16 protein-coding genes are annotated in these 26,029 nt (G+C 39.4%); 4 read left to right on the forward strand and 12 right to left on the reverse strand.

What is annotated here, in order from left to right:
* Positions 1-25 precede the first annotated feature (25 nt).
* From LV83_RS14295 to LV83_RS14325, 7 genes are all read right to left on the reverse strand, one after another.
* The gene (locus LV83_RS14295; RefSeq protein WP_111612229.1) at positions 26-1,888 is read right to left on the reverse strand and encodes an FAD-dependent oxidoreductase; all 1,863 of its coding nucleotides are present in this window, start codon (positions 1,886-1,888) and stop codon (positions 26-28) included.
* 13 nt (positions 1,889-1,901) lie between these two features.
* The gene (locus LV83_RS14300; protein WP_111612230.1) at positions 1,902-2,750 is read right to left on the reverse strand and encodes an ROK family protein; all 849 of its coding nucleotides are present in this window, start codon (positions 2,748-2,750) and stop codon (positions 1,902-1,904) included.
* Between the two features lie 107 nt (positions 2,751-2,857).
* Complete coding sequence (locus LV83_RS14305) at positions 2,858-4,456, reverse strand: SusD/RagB family nutrient-binding outer membrane lipoprotein (protein ID WP_111612231.1); 1,599 nt, start codon at positions 4,454-4,456, stop codon at positions 2,858-2,860.
* Between the two features lies 1 nt (position 4,457).
* Positions 4,458-7,523 (reverse strand): SusC/RagA family TonB-linked outer membrane protein, encoded by a 3,066-nt coding sequence (locus LV83_RS14310; protein ID WP_111612232.1) that lies wholly within the window; start codon positions 7,521-7,523, stop codon positions 4,458-4,460.
* 549 nt (positions 7,524-8,072) lie between these two features.
* Positions 8,073-9,656 (reverse strand): SusD/RagB family nutrient-binding outer membrane lipoprotein, encoded by a 1,584-nt coding sequence (locus LV83_RS14315; RefSeq protein ID WP_317046684.1) that lies wholly within the window; start codon positions 9,654-9,656, stop codon positions 8,073-8,075.
* Between the two features lie 28 nt (positions 9,657-9,684).
* Positions 9,685-13,002 carry a SusC/RagA family TonB-linked outer membrane protein gene (locus tag LV83_RS14320; protein WP_111612234.1) on the reverse strand — a complete coding sequence of 1,106 codons (3,318 nt, stop codon included), beginning with the start codon at positions 13,000-13,002 and terminating at the stop codon, positions 9,685-9,687.
* A 501-nt stretch (positions 13,003-13,503) separates the two neighbouring features.
* Entirely contained in the window at positions 13,504-15,666 is a 2,163-nt protein-coding gene (locus tag LV83_RS14325; protein ID WP_111612235.1) for a glutamine synthetase III family protein, read from the reverse strand.
* A 232-nt stretch (positions 15,667-15,898) separates the two neighbouring features.
* Between LV83_RS14325 and mtaB the strand changes: the two genes are divergently transcribed.
* From mtaB to LV83_RS14345, 4 genes are all read left to right on the forward strand, one after another.
* Positions 15,899-17,218 carry a tRNA (N(6)-L-threonylcarbamoyladenosine(37)-C(2))-methylthiotransferase MtaB gene (gene mtaB, locus LV83_RS14330; protein ID WP_111612236.1) on the forward strand — a complete coding sequence of 440 codons (1,320 nt, stop codon included), beginning with the start codon at positions 15,899-15,901 and terminating at the stop codon, positions 17,216-17,218.
* Positions 17,219-17,279: 61 nt separating this feature from the next.
* On the forward strand, positions 17,280-17,633 hold the full coding sequence (locus LV83_RS14335) for a DUF805 domain-containing protein (RefSeq protein WP_111612237.1): 354 nt from the start codon (positions 17,280-17,282) through the stop codon (positions 17,631-17,633).
* A 165-nt stretch (positions 17,634-17,798) separates the two neighbouring features.
* On the forward strand, positions 17,799-19,808 hold the full coding sequence (locus tag LV83_RS14340; RefSeq protein ID WP_170124574.1) for an alpha amylase C-terminal domain-containing protein: 2,010 nt from the start codon (positions 17,799-17,801) through the stop codon (positions 19,806-19,808).
* The gene (locus LV83_RS14345; protein WP_111612239.1) at positions 19,805-20,425 is read left to right on the forward strand and encodes a YdeI/OmpD-associated family protein; all 621 of its coding nucleotides are present in this window, start codon (positions 19,805-19,807) and stop codon (positions 20,423-20,425) included. Before LV83_RS14340 ends, LV83_RS14345 begins: the two co-directional genes overlap by 4 nt.
* Before the next feature lie 15 nt (positions 20,426-20,440).
* Here the strand turns inward: LV83_RS14345 and LV83_RS14350 are convergent, their stop codons facing one another.
* From LV83_RS14350 to LV83_RS14370, 5 genes are all read right to left on the reverse strand, one after another.
* Complete coding sequence (locus tag LV83_RS14350) at positions 20,441-22,129, reverse strand: GMC oxidoreductase (RefSeq protein WP_111612240.1); 1,689 nt, start codon at positions 22,127-22,129, stop codon at positions 20,441-20,443.
* 268 nt (positions 22,130-22,397) lie between these two features.
* Positions 22,398-22,745 (reverse strand): hypothetical protein, encoded by a 348-nt coding sequence (locus LV83_RS14355; protein WP_146613726.1) that lies wholly within the window; start codon positions 22,743-22,745, stop codon positions 22,398-22,400.
* A gap of 193 nt (positions 22,746-22,938) precedes the next feature.
* Positions 22,939-24,132, reverse strand: a complete 1,194-nt coding sequence (locus tag LV83_RS14360) for an AI-2E family transporter (protein ID WP_111612242.1) — start codon at positions 24,130-24,132, stop codon at positions 22,939-22,941.
* Between the two features lie 63 nt (positions 24,133-24,195).
* Positions 24,196-24,444, reverse strand: a complete 249-nt coding sequence (locus LV83_RS14365) for a DUF7218 family protein (RefSeq protein ID WP_111612243.1) — start codon at positions 24,442-24,444, stop codon at positions 24,196-24,198.
* Between the two features lie 330 nt (positions 24,445-24,774).
* Entirely contained in the window at positions 24,775-26,019 is a 1,245-nt protein-coding gene (locus tag LV83_RS14370) for an ABC transporter permease (RefSeq protein ID WP_111612244.1), read from the reverse strand.
* Positions 26,020-26,029 lie beyond the last annotated feature (10 nt).

Here is a 26,029-nt window from a genome sequence, read left to right on the forward strand (position 1 = left end):
ACGACTATCAGCCTAATCTGCAGCTCTAATTTTCAAAATATCCTTTCCAATCAATTTCATTGGAAAAAGGATCCAATATCTCATCTAACAATACGGACACTTGCTCTCTGTTCAGCTTCACCTCTGTAGTAAATTCACCTCCTAATTCTCTCCTTTTCCAAGCTTGAGCTATTTCCACAAGAGGCGTATTTGGCTTAATCATTTCTAGAAAAATTTGAAATCTCTGCCCCGTCAAATAATCCCCTGAAGCACCCCAATGGTCTTTCAGGCTAGGATAAAGTGGTCTTAATCCATCGACCAGTTCATATTCTGTAACCAAGCGACCTGGATAAAACCAGGTTTGATTTGCCCAGAGATATGGAACTCCCTCCCCTTTCAATATTCCAGTTAGGCCGATTTTCTGCATTGCTTTAAAGTTTTCATCGCCTGGGTTCATATCGATAAATGGCATGAGGTAAGCATTCTGAGAGAGCAAAACAGACTGCACCTCTCTTATAGAAACTTCATCAAGATTTAGCTTTTCTTTAATGGAAACCGACGCCAGTACTCCCGCAGCCTGGCCAATACCCAAAACCACCGGCTGAAGCCTTGTAGCACCATTTACAATATTTGAAACCGAGATACTCTTTTCTGCAAGGATCAAAGCAGGATAATCCTTTGGAATCAAAGCACCCAAAGGGACATTGTAAGAAGGGACGCGAATCTTGATAAAGTCGATTGCCGGAGCTTCAGGATTTTTTTTGTGATGGTGATCTATGGTGTAATCACCGACCACAACTCCAGTTCGATACAAAGGATTCGGAGCTTCATAAGGAGTTCTTACATAAGGCAGGGTGAAATCTACTAACCCATAATATCTCCTGGATTCTCTGTGATACGGAATCATGGGCAGATCATCTTCCGTAGGATATTCATCTTCAGCTATCCCCAAATGCGCATATCCGAGCTCATGTTGTATATAATACGTAAACCTGAGTGTTGCCTGTTTTGCAGCCTCCAAAGCAACTTTGCGATCCTCTGGGTTCATCTCAATACTATTCAAATAATAATCATTGCCACAGTTGGGCCAATTGATCATGTATTTCCCATTAGGAAGCTTCCCGTAATTCAGCATTTTATCACAGTCCGAAGTCGCTGCCAAATCGGTAGTCGGATCTGAGTGAGCACAGGCACAGGCAAATTCTGCTGAATCATAATTGGCAGGTTTCGGGATTGTCTTATCAGTCCCTATTCCATAATCTTGGAGAGTTACAACATAAGTGAGGTCCTGGATTATATCATTACTTTCTACAGGCGCAAAGCTCTCTCCAATTTCATCGCGTGCATCCATCCCAAGTCGATAAGATAATCCTTGAGATGCAGCCACATCTCCTAGTTCTGTTGCGTCAATTAACATAGGCGCCTCCACAGTGATCAGCTTTCCTTTATGCAGAAAGCTCACAGTCCAGACATTATTGGAATAATCAGCAGTTTTCCATTCACTTTCGAAGGATACAGTTAAAGCATCAACTGATTTTGCCACATCCTGAAGAATCTTATTCGCGACGCTTGGTTCAAAAAGTGTGTTGCTCACCCAGCCCGTGGAGAGCTTTTCTGCCCCCCCATAGTGATCCTCCAATTTTGCTTTGAACTCACCCCAAATCCCTGATGGCAAGCGATGATTCCCATCAATTGCAGACACTCCTGCAGAAGTTAGCATTCCTCCTAGCCAAACTGTCTGCTCGATAATCAATGTTTTAGTCCCTAATCTTCCAGCTGAAATACCAGCCGAAGTCCCACTAGCGCCTCCTCCAATAATGATTAAATCATACTTTTCCTGTGCAAAAGCAGGTGTGACAAACCATAGGGAGAGCCAAATAAAAATTGTGTTGAATCTAATTTTACTCATTTTATTTTGGTGATTAGATAAAGGTTAAGCAAGCACCAATCAATGCAGACCTTTCGCCTAAAATTGATCTATTTATTAGTACAGGATAGCCCATTGTCTCTAGATATGAACTAGTGGTAGGTAAATAATGATCTCCAGCCAAGCTAATTTTTCCTCCTAACACTACTCCCTCAGAATGCAAGCGAATCAAATATGGAAATAAAAATTCCCCCAAAGCTCTGCCAAATGTCTCAAAAATCTGCTTGGAAATAGCGGAGTCAAAACGCTCATCAAGAAGATCTTTCACTCCAGAAACTTGTAATCCAAAGTGTTCAAAACTATAGTTCACAAACCATGCAGTCCCCAAATAATCCTCTGCTATTCCATCCCGGAAGGGTGCCGTCCAGAGCTTTGCATCTTTCACGACATCATGAACTTTGATTGCGGAACCTAACCCTGTCCCCAACGTGATCCCCATAGAATTTTGAAATTCTTTGCCTGCACCAGCATAGCTTTCACCAGCTAAAAATGCCTCAGCATCATTAGTAAATTCTATCTGACTAGGCGAAATCTCGAGACTATCGGCTAGCAAATCCTTGACAGATAACTGATATAAGGAAGCCATTTTTCCTTGATCCTTGATCAAAGAAATACCTTTTTCATAGTCAAATGGACCTGGCATAGCAATGCCAACTTTGATGTCTTTAGAATTATTAGAAGCAAGTAATATTACTTTTGACCAAACCCTAATAATTGAATCCTGGTCCCCGAATGTATTCACGTGAGCTTCTTGAAAATTATGAAAAACCACCTTTCCATCTCTTAAATCCACATGAGCTGCTGAGATGTGTGAACCGCCAATATCTACTCCGATAAGTTTCATCTCAGATATAAGAACATTAATACGTTTATAATTCAAATTTAGACATAAAGAAAGAGGCTTCGAAACTAATCGAAACCTCTTTCAAAAATCAAAATTATTAAAGGATATTACTTATCCCACCATACTGAATTAATCCAAGTATCGCCTCCCATGTTAGAGATAGCATTTGCTAAACTTTCAGGGTTAGTAGTACTTTCCGATGCTGGATATACTTGTCTCCTAGGAATTTGACCTGAAGAGAAATTGCCGGTATAATTCACAGCATTCAACTCAGGATAGCCAGATCTTTTCCAGTTATTCCATGACTCTACGAAATTTGCAAGGACACCAGTAGTAGCCCAGATTTGTTCGTTAATCATTTTTAAGGAAGCAGCAGCACTGCTTGTATCCAACGGATTTGCAGTAGCAAAAGCAAGAGCGTCAGCTGGCGCAACAGATCTTCCACCGAATTTACCAATAGTAGTCATTGCTCCTTGCAATCCAGCAGTATAGTATGAAGATGCTGTTCCCGGAACAGAGAAGCCTCTTACAGCCGCATCAGCTAATAAAAACTGAATTTCAGCGTAGGTGAGAATAAATACAGGAGCGTTTCTATCTCTGTAAATTGCTGTAGGCCTAGAATATGCTCCTATTGGCGCAACGTCTCCACCAGTCCCAGTTGGTCCAGGATACTTAGCATAGTTAGTAATGTCCTCTGCTCCGCCTTTCAAATCAAAGCCATTTGGCAAACCAATTTGAACACTAGGATCACTATTTCCAACTACGTTTCCATTACGGTTAGCAGCGAGTCCAGCAGGTGGTACTTCAGCTATAATTGATAAACGTGGATCATCATTAGACTTCAAGAAGTCGATCAACTTTTCTGACCAACGGACCTCATACACATCGTCAGTTACATTCAACGCATTTGCACTTGAATTTGCGTAACCATTGTTCTGATCTGAAACTAATACTGCTTCATCTGCAGGAGAGGCAAAAACTCCTCCAGCAACAGCTTTTTGAACATAGGACTGTGCTGTAGAAGGATCCACGTCCACTAATCTCATGGCCATACGAAGCATTTTAGAATAACCTAGTTTCTTCCATTTAGTCAGATCGCCACCATACAATACATCGTTTTTGATAGGATCACCAGAAGTATTGATAGAGGAAAGAGCTCCTTCCAGGTCAGAAAGCATTGCCATGTAAGCTGCTGACTGAGAATCGTATTTAGGTTGGGTAATTCCAGCTTCAGCCATTAGAGCCTCGCTATATGGAATATCTCCGTAAACATCAGATACAAAAGAAAGCGTAAGAACCTTCCATATTTCACCTACTGCTACCAAGTTAGAAAAGCCTTTTGTCTCAGCAAGAGACTGCATTTGATACACTCTAGAAGCAGCAGCGAAGCCGTCATTCCAAACACTTTGGATGTAGCTATTCGTACTTCCAGAAGCTACGTACTTATCAGCATTTGAATAGTAGTTAGCTCCTCCTGTTGAAGTAGAGGCCATTACTTGTACCCACATACTTTGGAAAAGTATCGCTCCGGTATAACCGGTCATCATATTACCATAGTTATAAGAAACTGTAGGCAAGATCAAGTTAGGGTCAAAGACATTCCCTGCAGCACGGTTTGGATCTGTATTAATATCCGCAAAATCACCGTCACAGCTTGATACGGCTAATAGAATACCCGTAAGAAATAAGCTTATATATTTTTTCATATTAGTTCAATTTGAAATTAAGGTTAAAACCAAAAGATCTAGTGCTTGGAAGGTTACCACCTTCAATACCAGTGTAGTTAATATTTGAACCGAAATTAGCTTCAGGGTCAATATTCTTAGCTTTACGCATCAGGAAACCAATGTTTCTTCCAACTAGAGATGCACTCAAGCCTTTCAGGACAGGAACATTTCCAAACCATTTTGCAGGGAAAGTATAACCTAAAGTCAATTGTCTCAATTTGATGAAATCACCATCTACGACGCTGGTACTAGTTACATTCTGTGCTAGCGCTTGGTAGTAAGCCTGAGCTGGAGCTGTTACACCTCCATTTGTCACACCTGATTCTCTACCTTCAAGAGTGATTTGGTTAAGACCTCTGAAAATTGAGTAAAACTCAGTTGCAGAAAGCACTTTGTTACCGTAGTTATAGTCTATCAAGAAGGAGAAAGAAACACCTTTGTAATTAAATTCGTTATTCCATCCACCATATAGAGTTGGTAATACTGAGCCCATATTGATTAATTCTCCACGAACAGGAAGTCCTGCCTCGCTTACCATGATGCTTCCATCAGCATTGTATGCGTAATCATAAGCTCTGATCTGAGGTCCAGGCTCGCCTACTACATAAGAAGTGATAGCATTTCCAAGTGTACCTCTATTTTGACCCAAGTTGATTGGATTGTTATTAGGGTCAGTACTTAGTATTTCACTCTTAACACTCGATAAGTTGAATGAAGACTTCCAGAAGAAGTTTGGAGTTTGGATAGGCGTACCAGTCACTAAAACTTCCAAACCTTTGTTACTGGTAGAACCAGTTGCAACTACAGAGCTATTGAAACCAGAAGTTATACTTAGGTTGGCATTCATGATCTCGTTATGCGTCTCCTTCTCATAATAAGCAATATCAAAACCTAAACGGTTATTGAAAAAGCTCAAATCAACGCCTAACTCTAATTCACTAGTTGTAAACGGCTTAAGGTTCAAATTAGGAAGAGATAAAGGAGATGATCCAGCTGGAATTCCATTATAAGAGTTTGCAGAATTATAATAGAATGTACTTTGGTAAGCGTCAAATGGCTCACCACTGGTCACAGCGTAAGAAGCTCTAACCTTACCAAAATCCAAAGCAGGCATATCGATCAACTGATCAAACACAAATGCAGCGGCAACTGATGGTGAAAATATACTGTTGTTGTCTGTAGGTAATGTACTATACACATCATATCTACCTGTAGTTGTTAGCGTCAAGATGTTGTTATAGCCGATACCAACTGAATAGTATGCAGACTGAACCTCTCTCTCATTGAATCCATAAGATCTGTTGAACGCCTCTACGTTGAATGGAGAATATAAGTAAGGAATTACAAATCGGCTTCCGCCTACTCCTACCGACTCAAATTTGTTATTTCTTCTATTCGCACCAGCGATAAGATCCAAATTTAACTTACTTGTTAACTCAAAATTAGCACCTAAAATACCGTCGATGTTGGTTTCGACTCTAGTAGACTGACCTCTGCCGCCCAGACCGCCTTGTAGATTTGCAGAATATGCAAGTCCAGAAGGATCTACACTAAAGAAGTCATCGTTAGAAGCATCGTTACCAAAGCGAATCAACGCGTATATATCTTTTGTAAAGCTATATTTCGTAGATAGTGCAGTAATGGTACGCTTTCTTCCGATATCATTTACACCTTGATTTGAGATAAAATAAGGGTTAGTCACATAGATATCATCACTAAATACTGTCTCAGCACCAGTATCAGGATTATAGCCAGGAGCAAAAATGCTTTGTCTAATATTTGGAGCAAGAAGCAAGAAATTGTTTGGGTTCTTAGGACCATCACTTAGGTTAGGCACATTGGTAGATTGCTGATCGGTGTAGTTGATCATGGCAGTTACATTAAACTTTTCAGTAATGTTTTGTTCCACGTTCAAATTGAGAGATAGTCTATCTACTCCACTATTAGGAACAATTGATTTCGCATCAAGATTGGAAGCTGACATTCTGAAAGATCCATCCTTACCTAGTCCTTTTGAAATAGATACAGTGTTTGTAAAGTTTGTTCCTGTTCTATAGAAGTCAATGTAACGATCGTTTGACGGAGAATATGGATACTGATTTCCATCAAAACCTATCACTTGGCTTCCATCCATCTTAGCACCCCAAGCCAAACGACCAGAAGTCTGAGCGTCTACAGCAGTAGTTGGCTTCAATCCTCCAACTCCTTGGCCATAAACTTCCTGAAAATCTGTAAAATCTACAGGATTTTCAGCCATTACGTTCATAGTATAAGTTAAAGACCAGTCGTCGCCCTTTGATCCACTCTTAGTAGTAATCAAAATAACACCGTTTGAAGCTCTGGAACCATAAAGTGCGGATGCAGCCTGCCCTTTCAATACAGTCATAGTCTCGATGTCATCAGGGCTCAGGTTACCAATACCGTCACCACCATCTGCTCCACCCCATTGTCCAGCCGAACCTCTTTGGGTGTTATCCATTGGGATACCATTGATTACATATAAAGGTGATCCAGTACCACTGATACTTGGTAATCCTCTCAACGTGATCTTAGATGTTCCACCTGGTCCACTACTTGTTCCTTTTACCACCAAACCAGCAACTCGGCCAGCTAATGAGTTCGCCACGTTCGTTTCGCGCGCAGTAGTTAATGCTTCACTACCTACCTGCGTAACAGAATAACCTAGCGTTTCTTTGTCCTTGCTGATACCCAATGCAGTTACTACCACTTCTGATAGCTCACTCGCATCTTCCTCTAGCAATACATTTAATTCTGAACGGTTACCAACAGGAATTTCCTGTGTAGCATAACCGATAAAGGAAAAAACCAAAACAGAGTTTGGGCCGACTGACAAGGAATACTCACCATCAATATTAGTGGTGGTTCCTGTCTGATTACTTTTATCCAGGATAGTAACCCCTGGCATAGGCAAGCCGTCCGTTGCTGCGGTAACGACGCCTTTCAGCACCCTCGTCTGAGCTTGCACATTAGCCAGCAGGCCAACGGTCAGAACAAGTGCTAAAGCAATTGATAGAATTTTTTTCATAGTTTGAAAATAGTTGTTAGAAATAAAATGATTTTGCTAATCGTGCACCAACACACACCTCTGCGCACTAGAGGGCCATTCATTACCAGTAATTCAGTCTAGTAGGATAATAAAAACTCTTAAAATAATGCCTCATCAAATTTTTTGATGAGGAAATTTGAATACAGTTCCTAAAGCTAAAAAAAACAACTCTCTATCAAAAAAATTTAAGTGATTTTTTCTTTAAATATAATAGCACTTAGTAGAAAAAATTTAATAAGTAGCCGAATTAGCAGAAAATTTGAGCGACCGCCCTAATTGTTTTAATGCTTTTTATTTCTCAATCCAAAAGATTTTAAATATGTAGGTTAAGAAGATAAGAAAATTCCTAAAACACCTTTTTTTCAGTTTCTGCCTACTGTGCATTTCGCATAGAAAAAAAGGTCGTTTTATCAGAAATCAGGAAGTCTATAGGACTTAATCTTAAGAAGCCAAAATTTTCATAATCCAAAAAAAAAGACCTCTCAAACAAATGAGAAGCCTTTTCCAATTAATAAACCCAATCTATTATTAATTCATATCCCAGAAAACTGTGTTGTTCAATTTATCTTGAGGCTGAACTTCAGAATAGTTCTCCAAATTGTAAGTCTGCTCTGACCCTGGATACATCCAACGTAATGGAGGAAGGCTCTGCTGGTTTGAATTATCAACCCAGAAATCTAATTCCACTTTACCTAGACGTCTTAATTCATTCCAGTTTTCATTTGACTGAACGACATTGAAGTGTAGCCATTTCTGGTCTGCGATGAGGGATAATTTGTCATCCATTCCAGAAGCAGCATCCCAAGAAATTCCATCCATTGACAAGTAACTGTTTATAGCATCATCTGTTGGTTCTATAGGAGCAGCTGATTCTGCATTGTTACTGATATCTCTCAGATATACATAGAACCCAATTGATTGCTTAATTGCTTCTTCGTAGTGCATTTTTGCCATAGCCTCTTGACCTTCTTTCAGGTAAAATTCTGCTGCCATCAAATGAACTTCTGACGCAGTAATAAGGATACCCGGAAAGTATTGGTTTCTACTGATGGTTGAGAAATTGTAGAGACTTAAAGTTTGGGTCAATACTAAAGCGTTTTGGTCGGTAGGATTCATCAAAGGATCTAGACCCAAATATTCTCCATTCGCATTCAAACCTGGCTGGAATACATAAGTCAATCTAGGATCATCATTATTAACCATATGATTCAAAATTGCTTCTCCAGCAATATTACCGTTCCAATCTTCTAAACCACTGCGAAAATCATTTGCTCCAATCACTGTACCTAAGGAGAAGATATCCCACATAATATTACTGCCATTATCTGCCACTATAGGAAATTGTGTAGAGTTGGATAAAATTGCAGCAATTTCTGATTTAGCTCTGCCGCTGAATTCACTAGTACCACTTACTCTTGTCAACATTTTCAATCTTAAGGAGTTAACATATCTTCTCCACATATTAACATCTCCGTTATTGATTAAATCCTGAGTTTTAAATTCTACTGTAGTAGCAGGGTTAATCTGTAACGAGCTAAGTTCTGTAGCAAAACCAGCTAAATCATCTAACATAGTAGTGTAGATATCAGTGGCCTTATCATAACTCGCATAGGATTTTGAATAATCACCCCCATTAATGCTCAACATACCAGCTTCTGACCAAGGAATATCACCATGTAAATCCACCATTTGCTGAGTATGATCATAGAAGTAAGTTGCAGCAGCTATCATAAATACACGGTTGTCTGCCTTTTTCTCATCAGATAATCCATTGTATACTTTCTGCAACTCTCTATACTGAGCCATAAAGCCGTAGTAGTTATTCCATTTGTCATTAACAGCTGCAGATCCAGGCACGTATTGGTTTTCAACATTTACCCAGCCTACTGACTGCGTATATCTGTTTGAAGTGATTCTTTTGATCACAAAATAATCCCAATAGGATGGTAATACTGACTGACGGTTAGACATTATCATTCCCGTAAACTGCTTACCAATTGTAGTCTCCGCAAGCTTGGATGGATCTGTATAATCATCCGCAAAATCATCTACTGTACAGCTAGCTAAGCCACTGATTAGTAGTGCATATATAAATATTCTTTTAATATCCATTTTCATATGTTTTTATCTTATCTAACTATTAGAATCTAGCTGTTAACATCACACCCCATGTTCTGGTAGCTGGGTTTGTACCCGCACTAGTCAACGTCTGCGTCCATCTAGATCCTCCAGTTAATACTTCTGGATCTAGGTCTTTGATATTTCTATATAAGAAAAACAAGTTTCTGCCATATACTGAAATATTCACATTAGATGCGCCGATCTTAGAAGTGATGTTATTTGGAATAGTATATGCCAATGACAATTCTCTCATTTTGATGTAATCGTTGTCCTGGATATACAATTCATATCTAGACTGGCTATACTGAGGACCACCCCAGTTGTAAGTATTCCAATAGTAGAATGCCTGAGATACTACATTTGAGTTAGTTGACCCATCAGCGACAACACCGTCCATTAACATACCATCATGGTAAACCGTCTCCCCATTTGGACCTTGCGCTGTAGAATGAGGTACTTGAATTCCTTGACCATTAGCGTTCTGATAGTAAGCCAATCCTCCGCTTGCCTCATCCATATTATTCAAGCTTTCTTCAGTAAGACCACGGCTTATCATCCAGTTTATACCTGTAGGCATTACACTGCCACCGATCTGGAAATCCATTGCTGCATATAGAGTGAAGTTTTTATACTTGAAATCGTTGATAATTCCACCTACTGCATCTGGCATTGCATTACCAACCTGTACCCAATTTTGATCATCAATCTTGTATAAGCCATTCGGCTGAACAATTTTATTACCATTATCATCTAGTGCTATTGGTCTTGCATAAAAATCACCCATGGGTCTACCAACCACTGATCTAAGTTGAGCAGCGTTTCCATCGTAATCAGCATGTAGCAGCTCTGTGGCATTGTTTGCAAGTTGTTCAACTTTGTTTACGTTTCTAGCCAAGTTGACAACTAGGTTCCACTGGAAGTTAGGCGTAGCCATGATGTCACCTCTCAACTGAACTTCAACACCAGTATTTCTAAGGGTACCAATATTTGTCAATACAGAAGTTGCACCGGATGTGGCAGGAAGTGTCAACGGCAAGATCTGGTCACGGATCTGGGCATTATAATAAGAGATATCTATACCGAATCTGTTATTGAAGAACCTGGTATCCAGACCGAATTCAAATTCGTGTTTCTGCTCAGGTTTGATGCCGTCATTACCAAAAGAAGATGACAAATTAGTATATAATACGTTAGCACCACCTGGCTGCTGTACACCCAAAGAGTTTTGGTTGTAAGCAATATTGGCTCTGTAGATATCTGGATAGTTACCTACAATCCCCCAAGATCCTCTTAATTTCGAGAAAGTGATGAATTCAGGCAACTTAACAGCATCAGATAGAGCAAAAGCAGTATTAACTGATGGATAGATGAAAGCATTGTTGTCAGGATTCATAGTAGAGATTCTATCTCTACGGATTGTACCTTCTACAAACCAAACCCCTTTATAGTCTAAATTTACAGTACCTAAATATGCATCAATCGTTCTGAATTGACGACTAGAACCATTATTAGGGATATTTGTCGAAGCAACAATGTCAAAAAGATTCTCAGTACTCAGACCTCCGTTGGTACTTCTACTAATGCTACTGAATTTTTCAGTTCTAGCAGTATAGCCTGCCATTGCACCTATAGAAATATCTTCAGTGATTGCTTTCTTATAATTTAGCATTATGTCTCCATATAATATGCTAAACAATTCTGTATTCATTCCAAAGCCACCAGAAGGACCAAATGCTAAAGGTCTTTCTGAGAAATTACTGTTTTCACTATATCTATTAGTAAAATCAGTAGATATACGAGCTCTAAGATTCAAATCATTGGTTATTTCGAATGTATTAGTCAAACTACCAATTACACGATTACTTACCTCAGAAGATAGATTTTTGTTAACTCGCCATACATAATCTGCAATATCTCCTCTGAATCCATTTCCAGTAATATTTTCTTCAGGAGTCAAGCTTTGGCCGTTACCGGTTACAAATCTATAACCTCTACTAGTCTGATATCTATCTAAGTACCAAGCTCCATTATCAAAACGAGTCATCATTCCGCCAAAATTGTTAATCATTCGATCAATAGAGTATGGACGGTTTTTAGTGTTCTGATTAATGTAATTAATCATCAAATCGGTCTTCAGTCTTTTATTTACTTGATAGCTAGAATTAAGGTTTAAAATATTCTTGCTGTTTTTAGAATTCAAACTTAAAGCCTCATTGTCCTGACGAGTCAGAGAAAGACGAAAGTTTGATTTCTCTGTTGAGTTAGCAATGGATACGTTCACCTGAGAACTTACCGGATCATTAAATAGTGCAGAATAATTATCTTCTTGGGCCACATATGGTCTAGCAATCCCATCCCAAGCAATCATAGGCTGGCCATCAAATGCCGGTCCATAGTTGGTAGTGGTGTTAGGAACTGTCCTCTGGCCACCAGCTGTATAATTAAATCCGTCTTCAGCCTGTCCCAAATTCTGAATATGAGATGGCATTCCTGGACCTCTTACATTCTGGTATCGAGGTAAATAAGCAATATTATCAACAGAGTAATTTGTATTGAAATCAACCTGCATTCCATTTTTTCCCGCTTTACCTTTTTTAGTAGTAATCAGGACCACACCATTAACAGCTTCGGAACCATAAAGTGCTGCAGCAGAAGCTCCTTTCAATATGGAGATGTTATCAATGTCTGCTGGGTTGATATCCAGCAAACCATTACCTCTCAAACGCTGATCTCCCCAATAGTTATTATTGGATACTTCCTCATTTCGGATAGGAACTCCATCCAAAACGATTAGAGGCTGACTTTTACCTGTGATCGAGTTAATACCACGAATTTGAATATTAACTGGAGAAGTTGCTCCACCTGCTCCGCTTTGAATCCTTACACCAGGAGCTTTTCCATATAATGACGATGCAACGTTTGGGTTACCTACTTTCACTAACGCGTCTGCCTTTATTACACTACTAGCGTACCCTAGAGATTTTTCTTCTTTGTCCACGCCGAATGCAGATACGACAAATTCAGAAAGCTCACTTTCATTCTCCTTTAACGAGATATTGATTATCGATTGATTGCCAACCGTAACCTCTTGAGTTGAATACCCAATGAAAGAAAAAACTAGTACCGAATTAGGCCCTACTGAAATAGAATACTCACCATCTACATTTGTAGTGGTACCGGTCTGATTTGTCTTATCCAAGACTGTGACACCAGGCATAGGGAGACCATCCTCTTGGACAGTAACTACTCCCGTTAAGATTCGCTTTTGAGCATGAGCTGTCACCGTGAGGGCCAACATCACAATCAAAGTAAATGCAATTGATAAAAATTTTTTCATAGCTGGTAATTTGAGGTTAGCAATAAAAACTTGAAGTCATTCTCCATCGGCCGACTTTCGGGATGGATTAACGGTAAATGATGTTCCATACTAGTTTAATTTGGGGGTTTATGATAAATTTTCTAGTGCCGACTCCCTAACAATTTTCCTATCTACCACTGTCAAAGATGATTAGCACATCATAAATCTAGAAAAAAGAATTATGTATCAAACACATACATATGTTTTTTTTCTATAAAACTGATGATCTTACTGTATTTTTTATGTTAAGTAATAAATAAAGAGTACTTTTTTTTCAAAATCGAACAGTAATTCTTTCACTTTTTAACATCATTTTATAAAATGAAATGGTTTTTTTAGAGCAAGAACACTACTACACTCTTAATTATTTAAAAATGTCCTAAATAGAGGGAGGGGCTTGTTTAAAAAAGTTATATATCTGAGTAAAAACAAAAAAACCGCCCCTCTCGGGGCGGCTTTGATTAATATTGAAAGTAAAGCTTATCTAAGAAAAAGCATTTCTCTATACTTCACTAGTGGCCATGACTCATCATCAACCAATAGCTCCAATTTATCTACTGCGTATCTAATCTTGTCGAAGTAAGCTTCTTTTACGTCGGTCTGGTAGCCTTTTGCCATTTTGACGATATCAGTCTCTTTGTTCAGCTTCTTGCGTGCCTCTACCATTGCAGTGATATTAGCCTTCAAGGATTCGATATGTCTAGACACTTCTTTGATTGTCTCTACTGCAGCAGTGTGATCCAACCCAAGGCCTTTCAAACCATTAGCGTTTTGGATGATTTTATTCTGGTATAGAATAGCAGTTGGAATAATGTGATTCAATGCCAAATCTCCCATCACACGCCCTTCGATCTGAATCTTCTTCATGAAGTTCTCTAGCATGATCTCATGACGGGCATGAACTTCAATACCATTCATTACATTATGTCTTTCGAAAAGCTCCTTTGTTGCTTTAGCGGCATATACATCCAAAGCCAACGGAGTAGATTTCAAGTTAGACAAGCCTCTTTTCTTCGCTTCAGCAGCCCACTCATCAGAATAGCCATCACCTTCAAACCTTACTTTCTTGCTATCCTTGATGTATTTTCTCAATACATTAACAATCGCAATTTTCTTTTCCTTGCCGGCAGTCATCTCCTTCTCGATGTCTTTAGCCATATCTGCCAATACATCTGCCACGATTACATTCAGTACAGTCATTGGTCCAGCCACATTCGCCTGAGAACCTACCGCACGGAATTCGAACTTATTACCAGTAAATGCAAAAGGAGAAGTTCTATTTCTATCAGTATTATCAAGGATGATTTCAGGAATCTTAGAGATACCTAATTTCATGTACATATTGTCCCCCTTCTCAATTTTGATATTACCGTTTTTCTCAAGCTCATTCAAAACTTCTGTAAGCGTTGCGCCTAAGAATACAGAAATAATAGCAGGAGGAGCTTCGTTAGCACCTAGTCTGTGGTCGTTGCCTGCAGAAGCGATACTAGCTCTCAATAGATCAGAGTGATCATAAACCGCTTTAATAGTCGCTACTAGGAAAGTCAAGAACTGAAGGTTTTCTCTTGCTGAGTTGCTTGGCTGGAAAAGATTTACTCCAGTATCTGTTATTAATGACCAGTTGTTATGCTTACCACTACCATTTACTCCTGCAAATGGTTTCTCATGAAGAAGGACTTTCAAGTCATGTCTCTCGGCCACTTTCTCCATCACATCCATTAACAATTGGTTGTGATCTGTAGCTTTATTTATTTCCTCAAATAACGGCGCAACTTCGAATTGACCCGGAGCAACTTCATTATGCCTTGTCATTACAGGAATTCCAAGTTTAAGCGCCTCGTTTTCGAAGTCCACCATAAAATCCTTAACTCTTGTAGGGATAGAACCAAAATAATGATCATCCAATTGCTGACCTCTAGCCGGGCTATGACCGAAAACAGTTCTTCCACCCATTACCAAATCTGGTCTTGCAGCGAAAAGCGCTTTGTCGATGACAAAATATTCTTGCTCAACACCCAAAGAAGGCTGTACTTTTCTCACATTTCTATCAAACAGTTGGCAAATAGCTACTGCTGCTTCATTGATCGCTTCGATAGATTTCAATAAAGGTGTTTTGTAATCCAATGCCTCACCTGTGTAAGACACAAAGATTGTTGGGATACAAAGTGTGTTTTCGAAGATAAAAATCGGAGAAGTAGGATCCCAAGCAGTGTATCCTCTAGCTTCAAAAGTAGAACGTATACCTCCATTAGGAAAAGAAGAAGCATCTGGCTCTTGCTGAACTAGAGCTGATCCTTTGAATTTCTCTAGGCCACCTAATGCATCGAAAAACGAATCATGCTTTTCTGCGGTCGAACCAGTTAATGGCTGAAACCAGTGAGTATAATGTGTTACACCTTTGGATAAGGCCCAAGTTTTTACAGCGGATGCCACTTCTTCTGCCGTAGCAGCGTCAATCTTGGTTCCTTTGTCGATGGCTTCCATTACCCTTTTATAAGCTGAAGGTGCCAAAGACACTTTCATTTGAGCGGTCCCAAAGGTATTGGTACCAAAAAAGTCCGAAATTTTGTTTGATGGGGCCTTTACAGCTACTCGCTGTCTAGTCTGCACCATTCCTAAGGCTTGTTGTCTGAGTGTTGCCATTTCTACAATATGTGGTTTAAAATTATACACACAAAAATAGAAAAATATGTATATGAAATCTCTTTTGACTGATTTTTGACCTCATTTTTCGAAAAAATTACACTTTTTTCAATAAAACATGAGTAAAAGACACCATTTTCGGTTAAATACTGTGAATTGCCTCAAAAAATTGGAGAATTGAAAACAAGAGAAGATTAATTACCTTTGCAATCTCATTGTCAGAAGCGTAATTGTGAAAAAAGTAGCCTTTTATACACTAGGATGTAAGCTAAATTTCTCTGAAACCTCCACTATCAGTCGCCAATTTGAAGAAAAAGGGTATCTGAAAGTCGATTTCCAGGAAAATCCCGACATTTTCATTATCAATACCTGCTCAGTTACCGAGAATGCAGACAAGAAGTGTAAAAAGATCGTAAAAGAGGCAAAGAAGATCTCACCAAACTCCTATGTCACTATAATAGGTTGTTACGCTCAGCTTAAACCAAAGGAAATTTCTGAAATCGAAGGAGTAGACGCCGTTCTTGGCGCAGCAGAGAAATTCCGCTTGATCGAATTATTGGATGATTTTGCGAAAGCACAGGACACCAAAATTCTCGCCTCCGAAATCCAAGAAGCCACAGTTTTTAATAATGCCTACTCTATAAATGACCGCACCAGAACTTTCCTGAAAGTCCAAGACGGATGTAATTACGGATGTGCTTTTTGTACGATTCCTCTTGCCCGGGGCAAAAGTAGAAGCAACACCATAGAAAGCGTGCTTCAGTCAGCCCGCGAAATCGCTGCAACTGACGTCAAAGAAATAGTCCTTACCGGGGTAAATATCGGCGACTTCGGAATCGTAGATGGCAAACGTAATGAACGCTTTGCAGATCTTGTCTATGCACTTGATGATGTAGAAGGGATTAATCGCCTACGAATTTCTTCTATCGAGCCAAATTTACTGACCAACGAAATCATCAGTTTCGCAGCACAATCCAAAAGATTTGTTCCACATTTCCACGTACCACTTCAATCTGGCTCAAATACCATTTTGAGAAAAATGGGTAGAAGATACCTGCGCGAATTATATGTGGATCGTGTGACCAAGATCAAAACACTAATGCCTCATGCGTGCATTGGCGTAGACGTGATCGTTGGTTTTCCAGGTGAGACAGATGAGCTTTTTCTCGAAACTTATAATTTTCTGAATGAATTAGACATTTCCTACCTACATGTATTCACCTATTCTGAGCGTGCTAATACTAGAGCAGCAGAAATGGATGAAGTAGTACCTATGAAAAAGAGAAATGAACGCTCAAAAATGCTTCGTATTCTTTCCGAGAAAAAGAGAAGAAAATTCTATACTGAGAATTTAGGCAAAACATTCACGGTACTTTTCGAAGAAGATATAGAAGATGGAAAGATCCATGGCTTCACAGAAAACTACATTCGCGTAGCTGCAAAATATGACCCAATGCTGATCAACGAATTGAAGCAGGTTACCTTAGATCAGATCAATGAAAAAGGAAATGTAGAGGTTTTTGAACCTGAATTGGTATATGAAAAGCACTAAAGCCAAATTTAATTTTATTCTTAACTCCTAAACAACTTTTTCTGAAGCTCGTTAGTTTAGTATGAACTCTTTATTTAAACCAGACGGAAGAATCACCAGAAGACTGTATTTGGTGATGTTTATCATTTTCTATTTTATTAATATCCTGTGCCTAATGATCATTTGGGACAGTTTCCAATCCGAGTCATGGGCTATTTTCTATGGGGCCGGTGTAGCACTGATTGCATCAATAGCGGTATTATTAATTCAAGCAATCAAAAGACTACATGATATAGGATTGGATTGGAAGTACGCTTTATACTTATTAATTCCGCCCCCAATAAATTTTATTGGCTTTATTTGGCTAGCAGCAAAAAAAGGGCAAGATGGGCCAAATGAATATGGTCCAGACCCGAGGAAAACAGATATTGTGTAAATGAAAATTGATAAACCTCTTTTCTCAGCAATTCAAAGCGGTATAGAAAGTAATATTTCTATACCGCTTTTGCTTTTTTAGATGAAAGAATCGAAAGGGAATCCTAAATCTGATGCGCATTTACTCGCACATTTTTCTAAATTCAAATCAGCAAAAATAATAGCAGTGGAAGATTCACATAAAATCGCCTTAGTTAGAGAAGAACCTTGGCTTACGCAATACGAACCGCAAATTCAGCGGAGATTTGATCGATATAAGGACGCAATCCGAGAAATCAATGACTTCAGTGGGAATATTCTTGAATATGCCTCAGTGCACAAATTTTACGGGATACATTTCGAAGCATGGAGGAAAGGATGGGTATACCGAGAGTGGGCTCCTGCTGCCAAACAACTTTATTTTTTCGGCGATTTCAATGATTGGGATCGATCTTCCCATCCCATGAAAAAAAGTGGTCGTGGAGATTGGGAGATTTTCCTTCCTTATGAACAATACAAGGATTTATTCACACATAAAAGCAAAGTCAAAGTTCATATCATCGCTGAAAATGGCGCCTTAGACAGAATCCCCGCCTATATACGAAGTGTAATTCAGGACGAAATAACTCATGATGTGGCTGGCCAGCTCTGGTTTGCAGAGGATTTCAACTGGACAGATACTTCTTTTACTACAAAAAACAGTCTTCATCAGCCTTTGATCTACGAATGCCATGTTGGAATGGCTCAGGAGAAATTAGGAGTAGGGTCTTACCAAGAATTCGAGGAATTTACCCTTCCTAGAATCAAAGCTGCTGGCTACAATACCATTCAGTTAATGGCAATAATGGAGCATCCTTACTATGGATCCTTTGGCTATCATGTCTCTAACTTCTTTGCTCCCACTTCCAGGTTTGGCACGCCTGAAGACCTCAAGTCCCTGGTAAATAAGGCTCACGAAATGGGGATTGCCGTGGTGATGGATATCGTGCATTCACATGCGATCAAAAATGTCAATGAAGGATTGAATGAATTTGACGGGAGTGATCATCAGTATTTTCATCCCGGAGACAAAGGCTACCACGAAGCCTGGGATTCCAAAGTATTTGATTACGCCAAACGTGAAGTGCAGCAGTTTTTACTTTCGAACATCCGCTACTGGCTAGAGGAATTCCATTTTGATGGGTTTCGATTCGATGGGGTAACCTCAATTATGTATCATCACCATGGATTATTCATGGATTTTGATTCCGTAGATCTATATTTCGATGCTAACGTGGATGAGGACGCGATTCTTTATTTGCAGCTAGCAAATACTTTGATTCATAGTCTAAATCCTCAGAATATTTCCATTGCGGAAGATATGAGTGGCATGCCTGGACTAGCCCGCCCGATTGCAGATGGAGGAATTGGATTTGATTTCCGAATGGCTATGGGAGTTCCTGATTTTTGGATTAAGACGCTCAAGCACAAGCAGGACGAGGAATGGGATATGTTTGAGCTTTGGCACCAACTGACCAATCGTCCTTCTGCAGAACGATCCATTGGCTACGCTGAAAGTCATGATCAAGCCCTTGTCGGAGACCAAACACTTGCCTTCAGATTGATGAAGGAAGATATGTATTTCTCCATGTCTCAACTTCAGCAAAACTTAGTGGTTGATCGAGGGATTGCCCTGCACAAACTCATACGACTAATCACACTTACGCTAGGTGGGGAAGGATATTTGAATTTCATAGGAAATGAGTTTGGACATCCGGACTGGGTTGATTTTCCACGAGAAGGGAATAACTGGAGCCATCAGCATGCGCGAAGACAATGGTCCCTAGTGGATGATCCATTATTGCGATATGGGCAGCTTGACGCATGGGATAAGTCTATCATCAAGCTGGCTACTGACTATCAACTTCTAGCCTCAGCCCCCGCTGTTCAACTCTACTTAGACCCAGACAAAAAGATTTTAGCCTACGAAAGAGCTGGTTTGATATTCGTGTTCTCTTTCCATCCTACCGAATCTTTTTTTGGTTTGCCTATTCATGTGAAAAATGCCGGTACATACAAGATTCTACTCAATTCAGATGAAAAAGAGTTCGGCGGTTTCCAGCGTCTGGATCAAAATATAAACTACCCAACTGACAAGCACGATAGCCTACAACTCTATGTACCAAATAGAACGGTGGTTGTATTAGAGAAAATATGAACACCTCCGCGGAAGCATACTTTTCAGAAGGCTGTGGCCGTTGTCAATTAGGCGGCACGCCACAGTGTAAAGTCCATAGTTGGACTGAAGAACTGTCCCTTCTAAGAAAATTAATTCTTGACTCTGGTCTGAATGAGGAAGCGAAATGGGGAGTTCCCACATATACCTTTCAGAAAAAAAACGTGCTCATCTTGGCAGCTTTTAAGGAGTATTGCTCAATTAGTTTTTTCAAAGGCGCACTACTAAGCGATGAACACAAAATCCTTGTAAAACCCGGAGAGAACACGCAGGCGGGACGATTAATTAAGTTTACGGATGTAAAAAAAATCAAAGAGCTAAAGGCTGTAATAAAAGCATACATTTTTGAAGCAATTGAAATAGAAAAAGAAGGATTAGTGGTTGAGTTCAAAAAAAATCCTGAACCTATTCCAGAAGAGTTGAAAACAAAGCTTGAGAATGATCCTGTATTCAAATCAGCTTTTGAAGCACTGACTCCCGGGAGACAGCGAGGTTATATCTTATATTTCTCAGCACCCAAGCAATCCATAACCCGAGAATCTAGAATAGAAAAGTTTGCACCAAAGATTCTCGAAGGAATAGGATTGAACGATCGCTAAAATCGTGATACATCGTTAAGAAATATTACCCTTCTTCATCTCTTTCACTGCATAATCAACAGCTCTAGCCGTCAAAGCCATGTAGGTGATTGATGGATTTTGAGTTCCGGTAGAAGTCATGCAAGCTCCGTCGGTAACAAAAACATTTGGAGCCAAATGCATCTGATTAAAGCCATTAAGCAAAGAAGTATCAGGATCTCTACCCATTCTAACTCCTCCCATCTCATGAATATCTAATCCTGGTGATTGCTTGCTATCCCCTCTTCGAATATTTATGCACCCAGCTTTGGTAAGCATCTCCTCCCCCTGCTCATAAAAGTCCGTTAGGATTTTCTCATCATTTTCATCGTAGGCTACACTAATCTGAAGCAATGGAATCCCCCATTCGTCTTTTTGATCCGGGCTAAGCGTAACGTGATTTGACTCTTTAGGGATGGTTTCTCCTTGCATCATCATATAAACTGACCAAGGACCGGGCGTGGAATTTGCCTCTTTGAAATCTTGACCAAAAGGGACATCAGCATGCCCAAACCCTGCCCTTCCAGCGGTATAAAAAGTCATATATCCTCGCAAGAAGTCCATTTCCTGCTTTTTGACATTTCTAAAATTGGGCATCATCACTGCAGTTGGCCTTCTTCCAAAGTAATATTCGTCCATAAAACCCTCGTAATTGGCATTGATCGATCCGCGGTAATTATGAAAAGCAACGTATTTGCCTAAGATTCCAGAGTCATTTCCCAGACCATTTGGAAAGCGCTTTGATATACTGTTCAGCAAAATCAAATTTGTATTAAGCGCAGAAGCATTTAGAAAAATAACATCAGCAAAATATTCTGACGATTCCTTTGTAATTCGATCGACGATTCGCACTCCAGTGACCTTGCCTTTTTGATCATCGTAAATAAGTGAATGAACCACCGAATCCGGTCGAACAGTCAAATTACCGGTCTTTGCGGCAGTTGGCAAAGTAGATGAGTTCGAGCTAAAATACCCTCCAAAAGGACAGCCTCTGTAGCATTGATTTCTGGCCATACATTGGCCACGACCTTGGGCGAGATGGACGTCTTTTGGTTCGGTGAGATGCGCGCACCGACCTATGATTACATTTCGGTCATTGTATGAAGCTTTAATGCGTTTCTGGATTTCCTTTTCCACACAGTTCATTTCCCATGCTTTCAAAAACTCTCCATCTGGCAAAGTGTCCAACCCCTCATAACTTCCGCTTATTCCCACAAATCTCTCCACATAGCTATACCAAGGTGCTACATCTTCATACCGAATCGGCCAATCCACAGCAAAGCCATCCCGATCTGGTCCTTCGAAATCATATTTACTCCACCGCTGAGTTTGACGTGCCCAAATCAGGGACTTACCACCAACTTGATATCCTCTCACCCAATCAAATGGCTTATCCTGTATGTATGGATGCTCTGAATCTTTTACAAAAAAATGCGCTGTATCTTCTTTATAAGCATAGCAGCGATTGACTACAGGATTCTCTAATTTATCATCTAGAGGAATTCTATTGCGATGAGGCATCTCCCAGGGTGCAGCAGTCATGGTAGGATAATCTTTTAGATGTTGCACATCCCTACCTCGCTCCAAGACCAAGGTTTTCAGGCCTTTTTCACAAAGCTCCTTCGCCGCCCAGCCCCCACTGATACCTGAGCCTACCACTATTGCATCAAACTGATTCGATTTCATCTATGTGTAAAATTTGCGTCAAAAGGCCGTTAAGCCTGTTTCGAAATTCATTTTAAGATCGAAATCTATCGAATTCTACAGAGACTTTAACTAAAAATTTTACGAAGTTCCTTTTAAAACTAAAGGATAAAAGACCAAAAAATATATTTGAGAATTTAAATTGACTAGCACGATTATCCCCCACCGATGGAGGAATAAATTTAGACAATCATCTTAATAAATAAACGAAGTGGGTCGAGTCTATGATTAGATGAAATACAACTCACGCTTAGCTCCTATTTTTATCTTTATCAACATTGCTGTACAAATTATTCTCCTCATCCTCTGAGCCAATTCTCTCTTGAGCATCGTCCAATTCACTTCCGGGAACATCCAAGTCATCTCCTGTAAAGTCAACTTTTTTCTTTCGCTCAATCAGTTGCTCGTCTGCGCCACCATCGTCACTTAAGTTAGCATCTTTTGGCCCTAAAGCTTCCAAGTCCTCTTTTGTAACTTTAGCATCTTCCACAAGTTCTTTATTAGTTTTATTTTTAGAATTTTGATCTTTTTCTGGATTGTTCATAATATCAACGTTTTTGTTCACCTTATTTAAAAGCAACATAGATGCCTGGCTCATAAGAAAGATGATTTTTTTCAACAACCCGCTTTTGAAGGCTTATATCAAAGCTTGAATCCATAGTCGTAATGGGAAAAACGAATAAGTCAACTTATTTGCTGTGAAGAAAAATACCCATTGTGAGTCATTAAGGCTCTTTCAAAACTGGAAAAACCCTAAATCAATCTATCATATAGCCATAATAAGATCATGACTATCGCTTTTTAGCAATCTTATTCCAAAGTTTTTCACCCCATTTATTGAGAAAGTTTTGCTCGTTTTTGTCTGCGATATCTTCATCGCCAAGAGCATAGCCGAAGGAATTCAGCATTGGGGTAGCATCAAAAATTATCTTAGCTATACCAGCGAACGGAATACTCAATATCATTCCTACAATGCCCCAAATGGAGCCTCCAAGAATCACAACAATAATGGTAACTAGTGGATTGATCTCCACTTTGCTACCTACCACATAGGGCTCTAGAATATAGCTTTCTATAAATTGAGCTATTGCAAATGTCACCGAAACCCCAACAAACCACCACAGATCAGCACCTGAAATCACACTCATAATCATGGCCAACACAAATCCAATTATGTTTCCAATAAACGGGATTAGTGAGAGCAAGGCAGCTATAACACTAATTAATAAAGCATTTTCAATTCCTGAGATAGATAAGCCTATGCTATAAATGATGGCTAAAAAAACGATTAAAATGAATCTTCCCACCACAAAGTCCAAAGCCAGTTCAATGGAATTCCCCATTACCTTTTTTGCTTCTTCCTGATTTTCTTTATCAATAAACTTTAGAATACTGCGCTTCACCTTATTCCTGTAGACCAAAAAGAAAAAAAGATAGATTAATGTAAGTGCAGCACTGCCTAGAAACGAGAAGAGATTTTTAACAATAACACCTATTTCCTTCGCAGCTTGTGTTACGATTTTACCTTGAGATGAAGCGTTTGAAGATTTTTGTGCTGAGGAATTTGTTGCATCTAATTGAGCCTCAGTCCGACCTGAATCTACAGAAGGAAAAAGCATTTCAACCTGCTGTTTTAGATTTATACCGGTCTTTTCATTTAAACTGACTTGGATGTCTTCAAGTTTAGGCCGAAGTTGATTTTTAATCTCTGGCCAACGATCCGAAATATTTGATATCTGGGCAGAAATAATGACAAAAAAAGAAATAAAAACTGCAAAACTAGATAAAACACTTATTAGCGCTGAGATCCCTCTGGATAAACCCCAAGATTCAAGTTTTCGGCAAATAGGAATACAAATCAAAGTCAACAGTATTGCAATTGAAATCGGCTTAAAAAATCCAGCAGCCTCAATGGTTCCCAATATCAAAAAGTAGGTTCCTATAATTAGGAATGTTAAAATCTGCAGGACTTTATTGGAATTCATAGGTGATGTGTTCTAAATCGAATGTATTCTTTAATCTAAAAAGATTCGAAATGAAATGCTAGATCATGAGTTTCGCAGGGCTGAGATCAATTCCTTTTTACTCATCTTGCTTCTTCCTTCAATCCCAATTTCTTGAGCTTTGGCATAAAGGTCACTCTTTGTCCTATCCTCATATTTTTCAGCTTTGCCACCTTTTTTACCCGAATTGGGGTCGTTTGCTATTCTGGCAGCCTTGCTTTTACTCATTCCTTCTTCTCGTAGAGCTTCGTATTGTTCATCATTTTTGATGCTTGGACCATGGTTCTTAGTCATTTTACCTTGAGTTTATGGTTAGATACTATGGATTTTAGGTATTCAGCAAGGCAATTTTCTGCTTTACCAAATGACCGTAAATCAGCTTTCTCCTCCATTTAATACATAAAAAATGCCGAAACGCCACTTCCTAAAATCAGAATTAGCACAAGTGGATTGAATAAGCATGGTTTTTATTAAAAAAGATTAGGTTTAAAAGCCAGTCTTTTTAGTAAAACATATCATACTCTTTTACCTCAATAAGGTCTACTTCAAATACAGACTATTAACTAAAAAAGGTCCTTCAATTCGATAATTGAAGGACCTTTCTACATTTATTGGAGGTATTTTCTATTCGTATCTCAACGATTCTATAGGGTCTAATTTGGAAGCTTTGAATGCTGGAAAATATCCTGACATCAATCCTACCACTATACAAATTACGAAGGCTACAATCATCCACAACCAAGGAATTAAGAACCCTCCTACTCCAATAACCAAGGCAATAATATTTCCGATGGCAATCCCTAACATAACTCCCATGGCTCCGCCTAAGATACAGATCATGATTGCTTCCAGAAGAAATTGTTGTCTGATTCTTAGTGGAGTGGCTCCGAGTGCTTTTCGAATGCCGATCTCTCTTGTCCGCTCCGTTACAGACACGAGCATGATATTCATTAATCCTATAGAGGCTCCAAGTAAAGTAATAAACCCAATCCCAAATCCGCCCATTCTCAAATAGCCTGCAACCTCCTCCAAACTTTCTGCAACCGACTGACTTTTAGCCAATTCAAAAGAATTATCCTGAGTTACTCGATCTTGTCGAATCTCCCTCATCATCCCGATAGCCTGCCCCATTTCATAGTCAATTCGTTCTGGACCTGAGGCTACTCCAGTAACGTTGTAGTTAAAATTCCCTCGTTGATCAAGACGACTCGCATTTTCAATCGGGATAAGGATTTGCCTATCCGCACCTTGATCTGGACCAACTCCTCCTTGTTTTTCAAGTACACCAACTATGGTATAAGGCCTACCTAGAAAAGTTATTTTTTGATTAAGCGGATCTTCATTTTCTTCGAAAAGGGTAGATTTCAGTTCCTTGCCTATAATGCAAATATTGTATCCATTCTGTGCCTCCAAGCTGGTGAAATTCCTGCCATCCTCTAACTTCATCGCCTTAATACTCAAATAATTCTCATCACCCCCGCGAATTCGGACATTTGGGTTAGTAGTTTTAGAACCTCTCTTGACTTCAGCTGATCCACTCACAGATACAAACACGCTGGAAATACCTATTTCATTATATTTCTCTTTGAAGCTCATCACTTCTCGATAGGTGAGGTTTGGATATCTTTTCTCTATTTTACCGTCTTGAATCGCCCTTCCTCCACTGAATCCTTTATTTCTAACATCGAATGAGTTAGCTCCCAGACCAGAGAAGCTTTCGGCGATTTGAGCCTTAATTCCATCGATGGCTGTAAGCATACCCACCAAAGATGAAATGCCGATTGCAATGATTGCTCCTGTGAGTACAGTACGTAATAAATTTACTTTTATGGATCGTACAGCTTCTCGTACGTTTTCGATCAGATTCATAGTATGTTCG

Origin of the sequence: Algoriphagus yeomjeoni (assembly GCF_003259505.1) — a bacterium.
Classification (GTDB): Bacteria; Bacteroidota; Bacteroidia; order Cytophagales; family Cyclobacteriaceae; genus Algoriphagus; species Algoriphagus yeomjeoni.